At 71.7% G+C, this 19,193-nt stretch carries 16 protein-coding genes; 12 read left to right on the top strand and 4 right to left on the bottom strand.

Annotation, left to right across the window (positions count from 1 at the left end):
* Window positions 1-15 precede the first annotated feature (15 nt).
* Entirely contained in the window at window positions 16-594 is a 579-nt protein-coding gene (locus tag NIE111_RS32350) for a TetR/AcrR family transcriptional regulator (protein ID WP_112602341.1), read from the bottom strand.
* 179 nt (window positions 595-773) lie between these two features.
* Between NIE111_RS32350 and NIE111_RS24430 the strand changes: the two genes are divergently transcribed.
* On the top strand, window positions 774-1,973 hold the full coding sequence (locus NIE111_RS24430; protein ID WP_238686681.1) for a low temperature requirement protein A: 1,200 nt from the start codon (window positions 774-776) through the stop codon (window positions 1,971-1,973).
* 41 nt (window positions 1,974-2,014) lie between these two features.
* On the opposite strand, the gene NIE111_RS24425 is transcribed toward NIE111_RS24430, so the two are convergent.
* Entirely contained in the window at window positions 2,015-2,827 is an 813-nt protein-coding gene (locus NIE111_RS24425; protein WP_372488400.1) for an RNA polymerase sigma-70 factor, read from the bottom strand.
* Window positions 2,828-3,086: 259 nt separating this feature from the next.
* Here NIE111_RS24425 and NIE111_RS24420 point away from each other — a divergent pair, with 259 nt between their 5' ends.
* Window positions 3,087-3,470 (top strand): DoxX family protein, encoded by a 384-nt coding sequence (locus NIE111_RS24420; RefSeq protein ID WP_238686679.1) that lies wholly within the window; start codon window positions 3,087-3,089, stop codon window positions 3,468-3,470.
* A gap of 53 nt (window positions 3,471-3,523) precedes the next feature.
* Window positions 3,524-3,913 carry a hypothetical protein gene (locus tag NIE111_RS24415; RefSeq protein WP_238686678.1) on the top strand — a complete coding sequence of 130 codons (390 nt, stop codon included), beginning with the start codon at window positions 3,524-3,526 and terminating at the stop codon, window positions 3,911-3,913.
* 58 nt (window positions 3,914-3,971) lie between these two features.
* Here the strand turns inward: NIE111_RS24415 and NIE111_RS24410 are convergent, their stop codons facing one another.
* Window positions 3,972-4,571, bottom strand: coding sequence for a TetR/AcrR family transcriptional regulator (locus NIE111_RS24410; protein ID WP_238686677.1), 600 nt, complete (start codon window positions 4,569-4,571; stop codon window positions 3,972-3,974).
* A gap of 99 nt (window positions 4,572-4,670) precedes the next feature.
* Here NIE111_RS24410 and NIE111_RS24405 point away from each other — a divergent pair, with 99 nt between their 5' ends.
* Genes NIE111_RS24405 through NIE111_RS24395 form a run of 3 tightly spaced genes read left to right on the top strand, consistent with a single transcriptional unit; the run spans window position 4,671 to window position 7,420 of the window.
* Window positions 4,671-5,828, top strand: a complete 1,158-nt coding sequence (locus NIE111_RS24405) for an FAD-dependent oxidoreductase (protein WP_238686676.1) — start codon at window positions 4,671-4,673, stop codon at window positions 5,826-5,828.
* 59 nt (window positions 5,829-5,887) lie between these two features.
* Entirely contained in the window at window positions 5,888-6,349 is a 462-nt protein-coding gene (locus NIE111_RS24400; RefSeq protein ID WP_238686675.1) for a MerR family transcriptional regulator, read from the top strand.
* Window positions 6,350-6,367: 18 nt separating this feature from the next.
* Window positions 6,368-7,420, top strand: coding sequence for an NAD-dependent epimerase/dehydratase family protein (locus tag NIE111_RS24395; RefSeq protein ID WP_238686674.1), 1,053 nt, complete (start codon window positions 6,368-6,370; stop codon window positions 7,418-7,420).
* Between the two features lie 206 nt (window positions 7,421-7,626).
* Here the strand turns inward: NIE111_RS24395 and NIE111_RS24390 are convergent, their stop codons facing one another.
* Window positions 7,627-10,335, bottom strand: coding sequence for an MGH1-like glycoside hydrolase domain-containing protein (locus NIE111_RS24390; protein WP_238686673.1), 2,709 nt, complete (start codon window positions 10,333-10,335; stop codon window positions 7,627-7,629).
* Between the two features lie 42 nt (window positions 10,336-10,377).
* Here NIE111_RS24390 and NIE111_RS24385 point away from each other — a divergent pair, with 42 nt between their 5' ends.
* From NIE111_RS24385 to NIE111_RS24360, 6 genes are all read left to right on the top strand, one after another.
* Window positions 10,378-12,321, top strand: a complete 1,944-nt coding sequence (locus NIE111_RS24385) for an amylo-alpha-1,6-glucosidase (protein WP_238686672.1) — start codon at window positions 10,378-10,380, stop codon at window positions 12,319-12,321.
* Window positions 12,322-12,457: 136 nt separating this feature from the next.
* Window positions 12,458-13,795 carry a glycosyltransferase family 4 protein gene (locus tag NIE111_RS24380; protein WP_238686671.1) on the top strand — a complete coding sequence of 446 codons (1,338 nt, stop codon included), beginning with the start codon at window positions 12,458-12,460 and terminating at the stop codon, window positions 13,793-13,795.
* A gap of 83 nt (window positions 13,796-13,878) precedes the next feature.
* Window positions 13,879-15,564 carry a serine/threonine-protein kinase gene (locus NIE111_RS24375; RefSeq protein ID WP_308193741.1) on the top strand — a complete coding sequence of 562 codons (1,686 nt, stop codon included), beginning with the start codon at window positions 13,879-13,881 and terminating at the stop codon, window positions 15,562-15,564.
* 119 nt (window positions 15,565-15,683) lie between these two features.
* Complete coding sequence (locus NIE111_RS24370; RefSeq protein ID WP_238686670.1) at window positions 15,684-17,315, top strand: serine/threonine-protein kinase; 1,632 nt, start codon at window positions 15,684-15,686, stop codon at window positions 17,313-17,315.
* A 103-nt stretch (window positions 17,316-17,418) separates the two neighbouring features.
* A complete protein-coding gene (locus NIE111_RS24365; RefSeq protein ID WP_238686669.1) occupies window positions 17,419-18,228 on the top strand; it encodes a metal-dependent hydrolase in 810 nt (269 codons plus the stop codon).
* The gene (locus NIE111_RS24360) at window positions 18,225-19,133 is read left to right on the top strand and encodes an amidohydrolase family protein (RefSeq protein WP_238686668.1); all 909 of its coding nucleotides are present in this window, start codon (window positions 18,225-18,227) and stop codon (window positions 19,131-19,133) included. Before NIE111_RS24365 ends, NIE111_RS24360 begins: the two co-directional genes overlap by 4 nt.
* Window positions 19,134-19,193 lie beyond the last annotated feature (60 nt).

Genomic DNA, 19,193 nt, shown 5'->3' with positions numbered 1-19,193 from the left:
TCGGCGGTGGCCTGGTCAGGGCCACCGCAGCAACCGTTGCGCGATCAACGCTTCGCGGTCCTCCTGCCCCTCGGGTCGCAGCCGGCCGCCACGGGTGAGCATCACCACGCCGTGCAGCAGGCTCCAACCCACCTCGGCCAGGGTGTCCGGGTCCCGCCCCTCGGCCAGCGGGGTCAGGGCCGCCCGCAGCTCGGCGAAGACCGCCCGCGGCGCGGCCGGCACACCATCCACGCCGAGGGCCAGGTCAGGGGTCAGCGCGAGCATCGCGTCATAGACCTCAGGATTCGTGTACGCGAAGTCGAGGTACGCGGTCGCGACCGCCGGCCAGACCCCCTCGGGGCTCCCGGCGGTCTCCGCGTGCGCCTCGGCGAGGTCGGCGGCCAGATCGGCGAAGGCGCACACCGCGACGGCGGCGATCAGCGCCTCCAGGTCGGCGAAGTGCCGATAGATGTCGCCCATGTCGATCTCGGTGCGTTCGGCGAGCCGTCGGGTGGTCACACCCGCCCAGCCCTCCGTCTCGGCCAACTCTCGCGCGACAGTGACGATGAGGTCACGCCGGTCCTGTTCGGTGGCCTTCTCGGCAGGTCCGGGCACGCCCACGAGCGTAGAGGCGTACACCTGCCGTAGCGGTCGGGTGACGGATTGGTGACTCTTGTGGTGGGCCGGCTGCCTCGCTCCACGTGCCACAGCCGCCCCCTGGCTCGTTAGGCGAGGAGATCACCGCGACGGGAGGGGCCCGTGATCGTTCGGCGGCACCGGCGCGTGACGAGCCGATGAGGAACACCCCCGACAGACTGTTGCGCAGCGAAGTCACTCGTCAGCGGGCCACCTTCCTGGAGCTCTTCCTCGACCTGGTCTTCGTCTTCGCCCTCACCCGGATCTCCGCGCGGCTGATCGCTGACTTCACCGACGGCCAACGCGGCGTGTACGCGGGCCTCGGCCAGGCTCTGCTGCTGTTCCTGGCGCTGTGGGCGGTCTGGTCGGTGACGGTCTGGTCGACAAGTTGGCTGGACCCGGACGCCCCGATTGTCCAGACCGTCATCATCATGACGTTGGTCGGCGCCATGACGATGGCCGTCGCCGTGCCGCACGGCTTCGGCGCACGGGCCTCCCTTTTCGCCATCACCCTGGTGACCCTCCAGATCGGCCGGGTGGTGTTCTTCCACGTCGCCGGGCACGGCAGGCCGGACCCCCAACAGTCCATCCGGATCCTGTTCTGGTTCGGCCTGAGCGCACCGCTCTGGGTCGTCGGCGGGCTGGTCAACGACGGCACTCTTCGCGGGGCCCTCTGGACCCTCGCCATACTGACCGACTACACCGGGCTGTTCCTCGGCTGGCCGACCCCCCGACTCGGCGCGCACCGGCTCGGCGTCCAGATGATCGCGGCCGAGCACCTGGCCGAGCGGTACCAACAGTTCCTCCTCATCGCTCTCGGCGAGGCGATCTTCGTCATCGGCCTCGCCTTCAGCGGCAGCGAGTTCCACACCGACCAGACCTGTGGGTTCGTCCTGGCACTGGCGAGCACCGTCCTGCTCTGGCGGATCTACTTCCACGTGGCGGGAGGGATGCTGAGCACCGCCGTCGACCGTTCCCGTAACCCCGCCCGACTCGCTACCGACATGGCGTTCGCCCACATGGTCATGATCGCGGGGATCGTGCTCACCGGCGTCGGCTTCGAGCTGTTCATCGCCGAGCCGCTCGGGCACCTCCCGGCGACCTGGCTCATCGCCATCTTCGGCGGCCCGGTGCTCTTCCTCGCCGGACGATCGGCGCTCGAATACCAGGTCTTCGGTCGGGTCTCCCGGTCCCGGCTGGCCGGCCTGGTGGCCTTCGGCCTGCTGATCCCGGCAGCACTGCACCTCCAGCCGCTCAGCGCCGGCGCGGTCGCCGCCGTGGTGCTGCTCGGCGTCGCCGCGGCGGACGCGCGACGCTCCCGCCACCGGTCGCCGGAGACGCCCACGCCCCCGTACTAGGAGCTGCGTCAAGGCGAGGGTCAGCGGAACCCAGCGGTCGATCAGCGGTGGAGGGCCGCTTCGCTTCGCATGTGCGACAACTTCTCGGGGTTCCGCACGGCGTAGACCCCGCTGATCAGACCGTCGTCGATACGCAGCGCGAGGACCGTGTCGACCGCGCCGTCGAGCCGCAGAACCAGCGCCGGGTGTCCGTTGACCTGGGCTGGGTGCAGCGACATGGTCGCGACCCTGGCGTGTGTGCTGCACAGTAGGCGGGCCACCTTGTCGGCCCCGGCGACAGGCCGCAGCACGGCCTGCTTGATGCCGCCGCCATCGCCGAGGAGCACGACATCCGGCGCGAGGACGTCGAGCAGGCCCTGCACGTCGCCGGTCTCGACCGCCAGCCGGAACGCGTCCAACGCCCGCCGGGTGTCCGCCGGGGAGACCATCCCGCGCGGCCGGCGCGCGGCGACATGCGCCCGCGCACGGTGGGCGATCTGACGGACCGCTGCCGAACTCTTGTCGACCGCCTCGGCGATCTCGTCGTATCCAATGTCGAAGACCTCACGGAGGACGAACACCGCCCGCTCGGTCGGCGCCAGCGTCTCCAGCACCAGCAGCATCGCCATCGAGACGCTCTCGGCGAGTTCGACGTCGTCGGCGACGTCGGGCGCTGTCAACAGCGGCTCGGGTAGCCAGGAGCCGACGTAGGACTCCCTGCGCCGGCCGACCGCACGCAGCCGGTTGAGCGACAGTCGGGTGGTGATCCGGACCAGGTACGCGCGCTGGTCCCGCACCGTCGTGAGATCCGCGTCCGCCCACCGCAGCCAGGTCTCCTGGAGGACGTCCTCCGCGTCGGCAGCCGAACCGAGCATCTCGTACGCGACGGTGAAGAGGAGGTTGCGGTGGTTGACGAACGCGTCGACCGCGCCGTCCCCCCGGCCGTCCTCACCCACGATTCCGCCTCCCGCATCCATGCGTCCTCCAGTCTCGCCGAACTCGACCGCGTCGCCCACCAGACACCGGCCTCCCGACTTCTGTGACACCGGGCGTCGGTGCTCCTCGTCACTTCACGAGCTGTCACAGCGCACCGGCCGGCGGTGTCTCCTGTGCGAACCGATACGGAGGCAAATCATGAACCTGGCACTGTGGATCGTGGCCGGCCTGTTGGCCACAATTGCCTTGGCCGGCGGCATCACCAAGACATTCGTACCCAAGCAGAGGTTGTCCGCCGCCAACGGCGGCGGGTGGACCGGCGACGCCAGCGTCGGCTTCGTCAAGACCCTCGGAGTTCTCGAACTCCTGGCCGCTGTCGGCCTCATCCTGCCCGGCGTGCTCGACATCGCACCGGTGCTCGTGCCGGTGACCGCGATGTGCTGGATTCTGCTGATGGTCGGCGCGATGATCACCCACCTGCGCTACGGCGAGGCGAGGTTCATGGTGCTGAATCTCGCCTATCTCGCGCTGGCCGCGTTCGTGGCCTGGGGTCGCCTCGGACCCGAGCCCTTCACCGGCTGACCCGGGCCCACTCCCGCTCCGGCTGGCCGACGGTGCCCCGCTATCCTCGCGCGATGACGTCGCGGACCGCGCCGAGGAGGCGCACCAGGCGCACCCTCGTGGCCGTGTCCGTCACGCTGGGCCTGCTGTCGTGCCTGTGGTGCCTGTCGTTCCTGTGGTTGCAGATGTCCAAGACCGAGGGCGCGTTGCCACCGGAGTCACGGACGCCGCGGGTGCCATCCGGAGCGACGGTCGCCGACGAGAGCATGGAGTGCGCCTCGGGCGGATGCTGGCGGACGATCACGCTGGTGCCGGCGGCGGGGCAGTCTCCGGAGGACCTGGCACACGAGATGGGTCTCTCCGAGGGCCTGCGCCTGCCGCCGACACTGCTCGACCCGGCGACCGTCTACGTGGGGGCCCGCCCCAAGGAGGGCAAGCTGATCGTCCACGTCGGTTATCAGTGAGTCCTTCCGGGCCTCGGCGGTGCCGCTGGATGGGCGAGCCCGCTCCACCGCGCGGCGCTCAGGAGGGTGCGGCGGCGGGGAAACCGTCGGTGAGCGCGCCGATCACCCGCTGGATCCGGTGCTCCGCTGTCGAGTCGGTGGGGCCGGTCAGCGCGACGTGGTGCAGCACGCTGACCACCGCCAGGGCCAGTGCCTCGGTGTCGACGCCGGCCGGCACCCGCCCACGGCTTTGCTCGGCGGCCAGGTAGTCGGCGACCGCGCGTTCGACCCCCCGCAGCCCCGACATCCCGCTGCCCAGGACTGCTTCGACGTTCGCCGTCAACTCCGGGCGGAAGGCGGTGAGCCGGGTCAACGCCGTCAGCGTGCCCAGCGGTGTCGCCAGGACGGCCTGGCGCAGGTTGTCGGCGACAGTGCCGGACCCGGCGCGCTCCGGCAGGTTGGCCACCTCGCCGGTGATGTGGAAGACGCGGTCGACAGCGAACCCGGTCAGGAAGTCGCCGAAGTTCGCGAAGTGCGCGTAGAGCAGGCCGGTCGCGACGCCGGCCTCGCGCGTGACGGCTCGGCCGGTGAGCCGGCTCGGCCCCTCTTCCACGATCAACCGCTCGACGGCAGCGAAGAGCTGCTGTCGAAGCGCTGGGATGGCGACTCCGCGCGGCATGGCTGAAGTCTAGGCGGTTCCGCAGCCGCCGTTTGCGCCAGTATGAACACGCGCTCATACTGGTTTGAGCAGATGCTCATTCCAGTGGTGAGGTGCAGGATGAAACGTGCGGTGATCGTGGGCGCGGGGATAGCCGGGCTGGCCACAGCCCTCCGACTCGACCAGGACGGGTGGCAGGTCCTCGTGGCCGAACGGGCGTCGGCCCGGCGCAGCAGCGGCTACATGGTGAACCTGATCGGGCCGGGCTACACCGCCGCCGAACGCCTCGGCCTGCTCCCCGCGCTGTCCGCCGCCGACCTGGGGCTGTTCACCACAGTGCTGGTCCACGCCGACGGACGGCCCAAGTTCACAGTGCCGTCCGCCATCGCCGAGGCGGCACTCGGCAAGCGAGCCCTCTCGGTGTTCCGCGGCGACCTGGAATCCAGCCTCTACGAAGCGGTGCGGGACCGAGTCGACATCCGCTTCGGCACCACCGTCACCTCCGTCGACCAGGACACCGACCAGGTACGCGTCGAGTTGAGCGACGGCACCGTCGAGCAGGCCGACCTGCTGGTCGGCGCCGACGGGGTGCACTCGGCCACCCGTACCGCCGTGTTCGGCCCCGACTTCCGGGTGGACCTCCCGTACCTCGTGGCCGCCTTTCCGCTGCCCCACCCGGTGCCCGGCGTGCCCGAGTCGTCCGCCACCACCTACATCGGCCCCGGACGCACCGCGGCGATGGTCAACCTGGGCCCGAAGCGGTCATCGGCGTTCTTCACCTACCGCAGCGCGGAGCCCACCGCCGACCTGGGTCGCGGGCCGGTCGACGCGCTACGGGCCGCGTTCGGAGATCTGTCGGGTGGCGTGCCCGACGCGATCGACCACCTGGAGGCCGACCCGGCCAGCGCCTACTTCGACGCGGTCAGCCAGGTGGTCATGCCGCGCTGGAGCAGCGGACGCGTCGTCCTGCTCGGAGACGCGGCGTGGTGCGTGACGCTCTTCGCCGGACACGGCGCGGCCCTCGCCCTGGCCGGCGCCGACCAGCTCGGCGCCGCCCTACGCCGACACGCCGCCGACCTCCCGGCCGCACTCGCCGAGTGGGAGACCGGACTGCGCCCGGAGGTCAGCAAACGACAGGCACTCGCCCGCCGGGGAATGGCCCAGTACGCGCCGCCCAGCCGATTCCACGTCTGGATGGGCGATCTGACCATCCGGGCGATCACAGTGCCCGGCGTCAGCGGCCTCGTCCGACGAGGAATCGAACGGGCGAACCGCTGAGTGGTGCTCCGCGCCACATCCCTTGACTTGAAGCGCTTGAAGTTGGGGACGCTTCACCCATGGCAGCGACGAAGGAAGGCCATGAGCAGGCCGAAGGGCCTCTGACCATCCAGGAGATGGCCCAGCGGTCAGGCTTCAGCGAGCCGACGCTGCGCTACTACGAGAAGGCCGGGCTGCTCGGCGCGGTGCCCCGCGACGACAGCAGCGGCCACCGCCGTTACGACACCCCACTCGCCGAGCGGATCGACGCCCTGGCCTGCCTGCGGTCCGCCGGGATGAGCGTCGCGGACATGCGCCGGTACCTGACGCTGCTCGACGAGGGCGACCTGGCGGCCGCCGCCGAACAGCGCGACCTCTTCGCCCGGCACGCCGACCGGCTCTCCGCCGAGATCGAGCGCCTACGGGTACGCCAGGCGTACCTGCGCGCCAAGGCGGACATGTGGGATGCCCGACACCGAAGCGACACCGCTGCGGAGACCCGCGCGCTCACACACGTCAAGCGCGCTCTTGAGAAATTCTGAGCAACGATGGGACACACCATGCCAAACGATCTACAGCTTCGCTCCACCGACGGTGCCCTGGTGCTGGTGACCGGTGCGACCGGCCATCTCGGCGGGCATTCCGTCGCCCGACTGCTCGACGAGGGCTACCGGGTACGGGTCACTGTCCGCGAGCCGGGCCAGGGCGACGAGGTGCTCGACCGGATCCGGCAGTCGGGCGTGAACCCGGACGGCCGGGTCGAAGTCCGCACCGCGGCCCTCTCCGCCGACGAGGGCTGGGCCGAGGCGGTCGCCGGGGCACGTTACGTGCTGCACCACGCGTCGCCGTTCCCGTTCACCCCGCCCGCTGACGACGACGAGGTGGTCCGGCCGGCCCGCGACGGAGCGCTGCGCGTCGTGCGGGCCGCCCGCGAGGCCGGGGTACGGCGGGTGGTGCTGACCTCGTCGTACGCGGCGGTGGGCTACACCGTCAGGCCCGACGGCCGCTACAGCGAGGCGGACTGGACGAACGTCGACGACGACATCCCGGCGTACCACCGGTCGAAGACGCTCGCCGAACGTGCGGCCTGGGACGACGTCCGAAACAACGGTGGGGTCGAGCTCAGCGTCGTCAACCCGACCGGCATCTTCGGGCCACTCCTGGGGACGCGGACGTCCGCGACCATCGGCCTGGTGCAGGGGTTCCTCCAGGGGGCGACGCCGGTCGTACCCCGGATGTACTTCGGGGTGGTCGACGTCCGGGACGTGGTCGACCTGCACCTACGCGCGATGCTGCACCCGGACGCCGCCGGTGAGCGGTTCATCGGGGTCAGTGGCAAGTCGATCAGCTTCCTCGACATGGCGAAGATGCTCGCGCGGCACCTGCCGAGCCTGGCCGACCGGGTTCCGGCCCGAGAGTTGAACAACGAGGAGGTCCGGGAGGGCGCGAAGACCGAGCCGGCGCTGCGTGAGGCCGCCGTCCTCGGTGGTCAGGTCCCGGTGATCAGCAACGACAAGGCCCGCACCGTTCTCGGCTGGCGGCCCCGCCCGGTGGAGACGACCATCACCGACACCGCGGACAGCCTCATCAAGCTCGGCGTAGTCACCACCTGACCGTCGCCCGTCGCCCGTCGCCCGTCGCCCGTCGCCCGTCGCCCGTCGCCCGTCGCCCGTCGCCCGCATGATCGTGCTCGATCCAGGATCGAGTGGCCTCCCGATGCCAGCGACACCACTACACCAAGGATCGAGCACGATCATGCGGGCCTGAGCCACAGGCCGGGCTCGGGCACGCCCGCGAGCGAGGGCGTGAGGGGGCGGGGTCAGCGGCGCAGGGTGAGGATCAGGTCGGCTACCAGGGCGGTCCAGCCGGTCTGGTGCCAGGCGCCCAGGCCGGCCCCGTTGTCGCCGTGGAAGTACTCGGGGAAGGCGATCAGGTCGCGCCAGTCCGGGTGGGTCTGGAACATCTGAGCGGCGCCGTAGATCGGCCGTCGACCCCAGTCGTCCTGGGTGAAGAGCGAGATCAACCGGGCGGAGAGGTCGTCGGCGATCTCGTCCAGTGTGTGCTTCACACCGGAGCGGGTCGGGTACTCCACCTGGAGGTCGTCGCCGAAGAACGCCGCGTAGTCGCGCAGCGCGCTGATCAGCAGGAAGTTCGTCGGCATCCAGATCGGACCCCGCCAGTTCGAGTTGCCGCCGAACAGCCCGCTGGTCGACTCGGCCGGCTCGTAGCCGACGGAGAACTCCTGCCCGCCGAGGGTGACCGAGAACGGCTTGTCCAGGTGCGCGCGCGACAGCGTACGGAGGCCGAAGTCGGAGAGGAACTCGTCGGGGTCGAGCATCCGGGCGAGCAGGCGGACCACCTGCTCCGGGCCGACCATGGACAGCAGCCGCTGCTGCCGGCCGTCGGGGCCGAGTCGCCGGGTGCCGATCACCTGGGCGTACTCCGGGCGGTTGGTCAGGAACCAGCGCAGCCGAGCGCCCAACTCCGGTAGGTGGTGCAGGGTCCGGGCGGTGAGCCGGGTGGTGGCGGCCAACGGCAGCAGCCCGACGACGGAGCGGACCTTCAGTGGCACCTTCGTGCCGTCGGCGAGGCGCAGCACGTCGTAGAAGAAGGCGTCCTCCTCGTCCCACAACCCCTGCTCGTACGCGGCTGCGGCGATGTAGGCGAAGTGCTCGAAGAACTTGGTGGCGGTGTCCACCCAGGTCCGGTCGTGTTCGGCGAGCACGATCGCCATGTCCAGCAGGTTGAGCGCGTACATGCCCATCCAGCCGGTGCCGTCGGACTGTTCCAGCACACCGGCGACCGGCAGCGCCGCCGAGCGGTCGAACGGCCCGACGTTGTCCAGCCCGAGAAAGCCGCCCTCGAAGACGTTGTTGCCGCCGGTGTCCTTGCGGTTGACCCACCAGGTGAAGTTGAGCAGCAGCTTGTGCATCACCCGGGCCAGGAACTCGTAGTCCCGGCCGCCGTCGATCTCGAACACCTTCAGCGCGGCCCACGCGTGCACCGGCGGGTTCACGTCGCCAAAAGCCCACTCGTACGCCGGGATCTGCCCGTTGGGATGCAGGTACCACTCGCGGAGCAGGAGCAGGATCTGCTCCTTGGCGAAGCCCGGGTCGACCCGGGCGATGCTCACGCAGTGGAAGGCCAGGTCCCAGGCCGCGTACCAGGGGTATTCCCACGGGTCGGGCATGGAGATGACGTCGAAGCTGGTCATGTGCCACCAGGCGCTGTTGCGCCCGTGCCGACGTCCGGCCGGCGGCGGGGTCGAGCCCGGGTCGCCTTCGAGCCAGCGTTTGACGTCGAAGTGGTAGAACTGCTTGCCCCACATCAGCCCGGCGATGGCCTGCCGGGCGACCAGCGCCTCGTCGGGTGTGGCGGCCGGCGGGATCACGCCGGCGAAGAACCGGTTCGCCTCGGCCCGCCGGGCCCACACCACTGCCTCGAAGCCGTCGCTGAGGTCGGCCGGGGGCGGCGGCGCGGCGGCCGGCGGCGACGCGGTGCGGGTCAGCCGCAAGCGGATCTGGCGCTGCTCGCCGGCGGGCACGTCGAGCACGTAGTGCAGCGCGCCCTTGGTGCCCTCCCGGGCCGGGTTGACGGTGGCCGCGCCGTTGACGACGTGGTCGTTGATGCCGTCCTTCGGGTACGGGGAGCGGCCGGGCAGGCCCCACAGCCGTTCGGCGTTGGTGTCGTTGTCGCAGAGCAGCGGCACCGGGCCGCCGTCGCCCTCCAGCAGCAGTTGGCCGAGCACCCGGTGCTCGCCGACGAGTCGGGTGCCCTGGCCGGTCAGCCGGGGGATCCGGTCGCCGCCGGGCAGGCCCCAGGACCAGGTGTTACGGAACCACAGGGTGGGCAGGACGTGCAGGGTGGCCGCCTGGTCGCCCCGGTTGGCGACGGTCACCACCATGCAGAGGTCGGTCGGGGACGCCTTGGCGTAGTCGACTGTCACCGCCCAGTACCTGTCGTCGTCGAAGATCCCGGTGTCCACCAGCTCGTACTCGGTGTCGTCGCGGCCGCGCAACGCGTTCACCGCGACGAGTTCGTCGTACGGGAAGGCTGCCTGCGGGTAGTGGTAGCGCCAGCGCATCCAGGAGTGGGTGGGTGTGGAGTCCTCGTACCACCAGTACTCCTTGACGTCCTCGCCGTGGTTGCCGCCGTCGCCGCCGAGGCCGAACATCCGCTCCTTGAGGATCGGGTCCTTGCCGTTCCAGAGGGCCAGGGCGAACGCGAAGGTCTGTCGTTCGTCGCAGACGCCGGCCATCCCGTCTTCGTTCCACCGGTAGGCTCTGGACCGCGCGTGGTCATGCGGGAAGTAGTCCCAGGCCGTACCGTGCTCGCTGTAGTCCTCACGTACCGTCCCCCACGCCCGTTCGGACAGATAGGGACCCCATGCACGCCAGTCCTGCTCCCCCGAGTCGGCCTGGGCGAGCCGGAGCCGCTCAGCGTCGGGTGGCGAGGCGTCGGAGGACGATCGGTCAGTGATCACGTGCACATCTTTGACGTCGCCGCGGTACTTGACCACAGCGGCCATTCTCGTCGTGGCGTGTTACACCCCGCCGCCGGTGGAGGAAAGTTGATCGACATTCACTTCGGCCCGCAGATCTGCGGCGACCTGACCAGCGCGGCCAGCCGGGAGTGGCTGGTCCCCGACGGCCTCGGCGGCTACGCGATGGGCACTGTCGGCGGGCTGCGGACACGTCGCTACCACGGTCTGTTGGTGGTTCCCGGCGAAACGCCGGCGTCCCGCCAGGTGGGACTGGTCAGCCTCGATCCGGCGGTCACCCTGCCGTCCGGCGCGCGGGTGCGCCTCGGCGCGCACGAGTGGGCCTCCGGCGACGTGGACCCGCGCGGCTTCGAGCTGTTGGAACGCTTCGACCTGGTCGACGGGCTACCCCGGTGGCGGTGGCGGATCGGCGCGGTCGTGATCGAACGGGAGCTGGCCATGCTGCCCGGCCGCTCCTGCGTCGCCGTGGTGCACCGGCTGGTCGCCGGTGGTCCGGTCCGGCTGGAGCTGTCGGCCGCCTGCACCTGGCGGGACGCGCACGGCGAACGGCGGGCCGACGGCCCGATCCCGCAGGTCGAGGCGGTGGCCGACGGCGCTGTGGTCGAGGGCGCGTACCGGCTCGCCGGCCCGGGCTGGGCGCCCGAGGGGCAGTGGTGGCTGGGCGTGCACCACCGCGAGGAGGCCAACCGTGGCCTCAACGCCGACGAGGACCTCTGGTACGCGGGCCGCTTCTCCGGTGAGCTGGAACGCCCCGGCGACACGGTGTCGGTGCGGGCCTGGGCCGGTCGACTCGACGAGGAGCCGCCGCCGGCGGAGGAGATCGTGGCGACCGCGAGGCGGCGTAACCGGCGGGTGGTGGCGACGGCGAAACCGGCCGACGACGTGGACGCCACACTGGCGCTGGCCGCCGACGCGTTCGTGGTGCGCACCAACCAGGCGGCGGTGGACGTGGTGGCCGGCTACCCGTGGTTCGGGGCGTGGTCGCGGGACACGATGATCTCGTACGAGGGGTTGTTCCTCTGCACGGGTCGCGTCGACGAGGGTCGGGAGCTGCTGCGGGCGTACGCGGCGACGCTGTCCGAGGGGATGCTCGCCAACACGGCCGACACCGGTCGGGTGGAGTACAACACCGTCGACGGGACGCTGTGGTTCCTGCACGCGGTGAGCCGGCACGTCACCGTCACCGGCGACACCGACCTCGGCGACGAGCTGCTGCCAGCGCTGCGCGCCGTGATCGACGCCCACACCGCCGGCACCCGGTACGGGATCCGGGTCGACCCGGCCGACGGGCTGCTCACCCAGGGCGCCGCCGGCACCGCGCTGACCTGGATGGACGCCCGGGTGTACGGGGTGCCGGTCACCCCCCGGACCGGCAAGCCGGTCGAGGTCAACGCGCTGTGGATCAACGGGCTGGCCGGGCTCGCGGAGCTGACCGAGCTGGCCGGGCAGGACGCCGACGAGCTGTGGCGACACCACCGGCAGGCCACGGCCTCGTTCCGGGAGCGGTTCCCGGCCCCGACCGGCTGGCTGCACGACGTGCTGGACGCGCCCGCGCCGGCGTACCCGTTGGGTGGCGCCGCCCTGCACGACGACGACGCGTTGCGCCCCAACCAGTTGCTGGCCTGGTCGCTGCCGTACGCGCCGATGGAGCTGGACGAGGCGACGCTGCGGCGGGTCGGGGGCGGGCTGCTCACCCCGCTCGGGCCGCGCAGTCTGGCCCCGGATTCCGCGGAGTTCGTGGGCCGGCACCGGGGCGGCCCGGCGGACCGGGACGGGGGCTACCACCAGGGCACGGTCTGGCCGTGGTTGCTCGGCCCGTACGTGGACGCCGCACGCCGGGGAAAGATGTCCGTCGATGACGTTTTCGTCGGCATTGAGGCCCATTTGATGGAATATGGGTTAGGCTCGGTAAGCGAGACGGCCGATGGCCTCGCGCCGCACACCGCTACCGGGTGCCCGTTCCAGGCATGGTCGGTGGCCGAGCTGCTGCGGGTGCGGCGAAAGAGCCAGTAGCGCTTTACACGACCGCAACGGTGGTGTCGCCGCTGGTTATCGCGATCCCGGCAGGATTGGCCTCGATCCAGACGCGACGGCGACATCGATTCGGTGTCGGTCGGCGCGCGCCCGGGGACAACTCAAAGGGGGCCGCATGTCACTCGATGCCCACGTGATCGACATCAACCCCGCCCGACAGCTGCGGGTGCTGATGCTCTCCTGGGAGTACCCGCCGGTGCTCGTCGGCGGTCTCGGTCGACACGTGCACGCCCTCTCCGTCGCCCTCGCCGCCGCCGGCCACGAGGTCACCGTCGTCACCCGTCACAGCGACGGCGCACCCCTGGAGGAATACGCCGAGGGCGTGCGCATCCTGCGCGCCCCCGAGGACCCGGTCACCTTCCCCCTCGCCACCAACTCGCTGCTGGCCTGGACGATGGCCTTCAACCACACCCTCACCCGCACCGCCCTACGCGCCACCGAGGCCGGCTCCTACGACGTCATCCACGCCCACGACTGGCTCGTCGCCCACACGGCCGTCACCCTCGCCGAGCACCTGGACCTCCCCCTGGTCACCACCATGCACGCCACCGAGGCCGGGCGGCACCAGGGCTGGCTGCCGGAGGAGATGAACCGCACCATCCACGGCGTCGAGCACTGGCTCAGCAGCTCGTCCATTCGGGTGATCACCTGTTCCGGGTACATGCGCGACCAGGTGACCGCCCTGTTCGACGTACCGGCCGCCCAGGTCGACGTGGTGCCCAACGGGGTCGACGACAGGGCATGGCGGGCCCGCCCCCGAGCTGTCGCGTCGGCCCGCGCACGGTTCGCCGGGGACGGCCCGCTGGTCGGGTACGCCGGACGGCTGGTCTACGAGAAGGGCGTCCAGCACCTGGTACACGCCGTACCCCGGCTGCGCGAACGACACCCGGGGCTACGCGTGGTGATCGCCGGCGACGGCCCGTACCGCGCCGAGTTGGAGGCCGAGGCCCGGCGACTGGCGCTCAGCTCGACCGTCCGGTTCACCGGGTTCCTCGACTCCACCCAACTACCGGCGATGCTCGGCGCCACGGACGCGACAGTGGTGCCCAGCCTCTACGAGCCGTTCGGCATGGTGGCGCTGGAGGCGGCGGCCGCAGGAGCGCCCCTCGCGGTGGCCCGTACCGGCGGCCTCGCCGAGATCGTCGAACCCGGCGTGACCGGGGTGACGTTCCCGCACAGCGACCCGGACGCGCTCGCCGGCGCGGTCGGCCAACTGCTCGGCGACGAGGTCTTCGCCCGGCGGTTGGCCCGCCGAGCCCGCACGATGGTCGGCGAGCGGTACGGCTGGGCCACCATCGCGGCCCGCACCGCCGCCAGCTACGCCACCGCTCGCCGCGAACACGGCCCGGTGCAGGCCAGGCGCGCCGCCGCCCGACTGAGCGGCGGGCGGACCCGGATCGCCATCCCGGAAGGGAACCTGCTCGCCGCCGCCGCCGACCACGCCGCCTGCTGAGCCGAGTCGGACGACCGATAGGTGACTTCCGATCCGCTGGTTAGGGTGTAGCCCGGACAGCGGCTGAGGAGGAGCGTGCACAGGTGCTGATCGCCGGTCGGTACCGACTGCTCGACCTGGTGGGTCGCGGGGGCATGGGTCGGGTGTGGCGCGCCCGCGACGAGATGCTGCACCGCGAGGTGGCGGTCAAGGAGATCGTTCCACCGAGTTGGTTGGCCGATCATGAACGGGCCGAGGTGCGCTCACGCACCATGCGGGAGGCGCGCGCCGCGGCCCGACTCAACCACCCCGCCGTGGTCCGGCTCTACGACGTCGTCGCGGTCGAGGGCAGCCCATGGATCATCATGGAGTACGTCCCGTCCCGCACCCTGCAGGACGTCGTGGACGCCGAGGGGCCGCTGGAGCCGGCCCGCGCGGCCCGGATCGGGCTGGCCGTGCTCGACGCGTTGCAGGCCGCGCACACCGCCGGGGTGCTGCACCGCGACATCAAACCGCAGAACGTGCTCGTGGCGCACGACGGGCGGGTGATGCTCACCGACTTCGGGCTCGCCACCTTCGACGGTGGCGACGGCGCGATGACCCGCCCCGGCATGGTCTTCGGCTCCCCGCAGTACGTGGCCCCCGAGCGGGCCGCCGAGGGGGTGTCCACGGTGGCCGCCGATCTGTGGTCGCTCGGGGCGACCCTGCACGCCGCAGTGGAGGGTCAGTCCCCGTACGCCCGCAGCACCGCGATGGCCACCCTCAGCGCGCTTGCCGCCGGCCCGCCGGACCCCGCCCCGCACGCCGGGACGCTCGCACCGGTGCTGGACGGGTTGCTGCGCCGCGACCCACACGAGCGCCTCGACCACGAGACGGCCCGTCGGTTGCTCAAGACGGCCGCGACCGGCCGCGCCGACCCGCCGCCGGCGACCGACCGCCCCTCGGCCGACCGGCCGGGGCTGGTTGGCCAGCCCGCCACGGGGGACGACCCCGACGACCAGGACCCCACAGTTCCGCTGCCCGACCCGGCCGCACCCGGTGGCGCCTCCCCCACGCCGGCCCCACATCCGGCGGCCGCCGGGCGTACCGCGCGTCGGGTGGCGGTGGTCGCCGTGGCGCTGCTGGTGGCCGTCGTGGCCGGCGTCGGCACCGCGCTGACCCTCGCCGGCGACAAGCCCAGCAACCCCACCGGCTGGTCCACCCCGCCGCCGAACCGTCCCCCGGACGAAGGGCCGTTCGGCCCGGGCCCGCCGCCCGGCCCTCCGCCGAATGGGCGCAACGTCCCGCCGCCCCCGCTCGCCTGTGTCCGCCCGGACGTCGGCGGTTCACCGGTGCGGGCCGGCACGCCGAGCCCGGGCGAAGAACTCCGGCCGCCGCCCGGCTGGGTCTGGCACGCCGACACCGCCGGCTTCCGGGTCTCCGTACCGGCGACGTGGCTGACCTCCCGCGACGGCACTGTGGCGTGCTTCCAGGACCCGGCGACCGGCCGGGCCTTCAGCGTCGCCGAAGGCGGCGCCGCCGATCCCCTGGAACTCCTGCGGACCGCCCGCGACGCGGCGGCCGGGAAAGGCTCCCTGCCGGGGTACGACGAGATCCGGCTCGCCGCGGGTGAAGGCGGAGCCGAGTGGGAGCTGCGCTGGCAGACGCCGCACAACACGTGGCTGCACGCCCGACAACAGGTCCTCGGCGCCGATCGCTGGACGTTGGGTTGGATCACCCGGGACGAGGACTGGGCCGGGGCCGCCGCCGACTGGGAACTGGTGCGAAAGAGTTTCCGACCACCCCGCTGACCTGCACCGTATGGCCATGATCGGGACCACCGTCCGTCGTGGATCGAGGCCGCTCAGTGGATGAGAAAGCCGGCATTGGTGGCTATCGTGGATCCCGGGGTGACCGAGGGGGAGCGACCGTGCATCAGTTGCTGATCGCGGGTCGGTACCGGCTGCTCGACCTGGTCGGCACCGGCGGGATGGGCCGGGTGTGGCTTGCTCGCGACGAGATGTTGCATCGCGACGTGGCGGTGAAGGAAGTCGTGCCGCCGTCCTGGCTGGCCGAGACCGAGCGTGAGGAGTTGCGGCTCCGAACCCTGCGTGAGGCACGCACCGCCGCCCGGCTCAACCATCCCAACGTGGTCCGCCTCTACGACGTGGTCCACGACCGGGAGAGCCCCTGGATCGTGATGGAGTACGTGCCGTCGCGGTCGGTGCAGCAGATCATCAGCGCCGAGGGGCCGCTGAGCCCACAGCGCACCGCCCGGATCGGGCTGGCGGTACTTGCCGCGTTGCGGGCCGCGCACGCCGCCGGGGTGCTGCACCGCGACGTGAAGCCGCACAACGTGCTGGTGGCCGACGACGGACGGGTGGTGCTCACCGACTTCGGGCTTGCCACCTTCGATGGCGGTGAGGGTGTGATGACCGGGCCCGGCACGGTGCTCGGCTCGCCGCAGTTCGTCGCCCCCGAACGGGCCCGCGAAGGGGTCTCCGACGCCCGCACCGACATGTGGTCGCTGGGCGCGACGCTCTACGCGACGGTCGAGGGCCAGTCACCGTACGCACGGTCGAGCGCGATGGCGACGCTCAGCGCGCTGGCCACCGAACCACCGGATCCGATGCGTCGAGCAGGCCCGATGCGTCCCGCCATCCTCGGCCTGTTGCAGCGCGACCCCTGGCGGCGGTTGACGGCAGCCGAGGCGGAGCCGCTGTTGCGCAGCGCCGCGGCAAGCGACGAGGAGCCCGCCGGGTCGGTCCGCTCGTCGGCGGTCGCGGCGATCCGCAGCGCCGGGCGGGCCATCGCGCCGCACCCGGTCGCACCGGTGGCCCCGTCGGGCGAGCCGGCCACGCCAACCCGGAGCCCGCGCCCTCGGCGCCCACCTGGCCGGCGAGGGCGCCTGATCGCCCTGGGCTGCGTGACCACCGCTGTGCTCGCCGCGGGTGGCGTCGCGCTGGCGCTTGTCAACCGGCACGACGACCGGACCCCACCGTCCGGCGCTGGCGGTGGCGCCCCGACCTCCCGTCCGGCGGCGTTCGCCTGCACGTCGTCCCCGCCACCGTCGGCGACCCCGGTGGTGGCGGTGTCACCGCCACCCGACGTGAAGTACGGGCTGCGCGAGGGCTGGACCTGGTACGACGACCCGACCGGGTTCCGGATCGCCGCGCCGGTCGGGTGGGCGCGCTGGACCGAGGGCTCGGTGACCTGCTTCCGGAAATCCGGCGGGTCCCGGGTGCTCAGCGTCGAGGTGGGGCCGGCCCGCCCGGATCCGGTGGCGCACTGGAAGGCCGAGGAGGCTCGGCTGACAGCGAGTGCCGCTCTGCCGGACTATCGCAAGGTGGACATCTCCGCCATGGACATCTTCGAGGGTGGCGCTGTGTGGGAGTGCGGCTGGCAGAACGCCGTCGGCGTTCCGGTGCACAGCTTCCGGCTGTTGGCCAACACCTCGGCCGACCGCTCCTACACCGTCTCGTGGTTGACAGAAGAGTTCGACTGGCAGGTCAACGCGGCATACTTGCCGATGATCCGGCAGAGCTTCACCCCCACCCAGTAACACAGTCCGATGTGGACTTCCCGGGTGATGCCCCTGCGGCGCCGACGCTGACTACAGTGGCGTAGTTTTGGGCGCTCAAGATCCCTGGGGAGGGTGAGCCGAGATGATGGGACCGCAACACGCGCTGTCCGGCGCGGCGGTGTGGCTGGCTGGCTCCTGGGCACTGGAGCAGTTCGCCGACTACCACCAGTCGCCGCTCGCGTTGGCGGTGGGCACCGCTGTGTGCGCCGGCGGCGCGCTCTTTCCCGACCTCGACATGTCGGGCAAGGTGACCAAGAACCAGGGTGGGGCCACCGTGGCCCGCACCTTCGGAGTCTTCTCGCTCTTCGCCGCCGAGGTGATGGAGAAGATCTCTCTCGGGGTCTACTACGCCACCAAGCTCAGCAGGGACCCACGACGCAGCAACGGGCACCGGACGCTGACCCACACGCTGCCGTTCACACTGCTGGTCGGCTGGGGCACCACGGCGCTCTGCGCCGCGTACGGCAAGTGGGCGGTCATCACCATCCTGTTCTTCATGTTCGGCCTGGCGCTGCGCGGGCTGTTCGACGAGTGGGCCGAGCGGGCCGGGTGGGTGATCATCACTCTCGCGTCGGCCGGGGCGGCCTGGTTCACCTTCGCCAACCTGCCGGGCGGACGCGGCTATCCGCTGATCGGCACCGCGCTGGGCGTGGGCTGCTTCGTGCACATCCTCGGCGACATGATCACCAGAGCGGGCGTGCCGATCCTCTGGCCGATCCCCATCAAGCGGCGCATGTGGATGATGATCGGCCTGCCGAACAGCATCGCCCTACGCGTCGGCAGCAAGGCCGAAGTGGTCGGGATGCGCATCGCGCTGACGGTCGTCTCCGCGCTCGCCACCGTCGGCCTGATCGCGCCCTCGGTGCTGAGCCGTTTCGACATCGACATATGACCGATCCGGCGTCGGCGATCCCGCCGGCTGAGGACGACCGCGTACCGGAGTTCTGCCGCGCCCTGGGGCTGCCCGGCCTCGCCGACGTGCACGTGCACTTCCTGCCGCCGCGCCTGCTGCGTCGGGTGTGGGCCTACTTCGACGCCGCCGGGCCACTGGTCGGCACCGAGTGGCCGATCCGCTACCGGTGGAGCGACGCCGACCGGGTCGCGCACCTGCGCCGGCTCGGGGTGCTGGCGTTCAGTGCCCTGGCGTACGCGCACCGACCGGGCATGGCGGCGGAACTCAACCGCTGGACGCTGGACTTCGCCCGCGACACCCCCGGGTGCCTGGCCTCGGCCACGTTCTACCCCGAGCCGGACGCCCCCGGGTACGTCGAGGCGGCCCTCGCCGAAGGCGCACGGGTGTTCAAGTTGCACCTACAGGTCGGCGGTTTCGCGCCGACCGATCCGGCGCTGGACCCGGTGTGGGGGATGCTGTCCGACGCGAATGTGCCGGTGGTGGTGCACGCCGGGCACGCCCCGGTGGGAACCGCCAACACCGGCCCGGACCCGTTCGCCGCCCTGCTCGCCCGCCACCCTCGGCTGACCGCAGTGGTGGCGCACATGGGCGCCCCGGACTACCGGGCCTTCCTGGCCCTCGCCGAGACGTACGAGCGGGTCCGGCTGGACACCACAATGGCCTTCACGCCCTTCTTCGACCAGTTCGTGCCCTTCCCGGCCGAGGAGTTGCCCCGGTTACGCGAGTTGGGGCTGGCCGGCAAGGTGCTGCTGGGCAGCGACTTCCCGAACATCCCGTACCCGTACGCCGACCAGGTGACCGGGCTGGCCCGACTGGACCTGGGCGACGACTGGCTACGGGCGGTCTGCTGGACCAGCGCCGCCACCCTCTTCAACCTGCCCTGACCCGCGCCCCGCCCCACGGCGCCGGGCACTCACCCGCGCCCTCGCGCCCCGCGCCCCGCG

Origin of the sequence: Micromonospora hortensis, assembly GCF_022230935.1 — a bacterium.
GTDB lineage: Bacteria > Actinomycetota > Actinomycetes > Mycobacteriales > Micromonosporaceae > Micromonospora > Micromonospora hortensis.
Note: the sequence above shows the minus strand (reverse complement) of the source record. Positions and strands in the feature narration are given on the sequence as shown.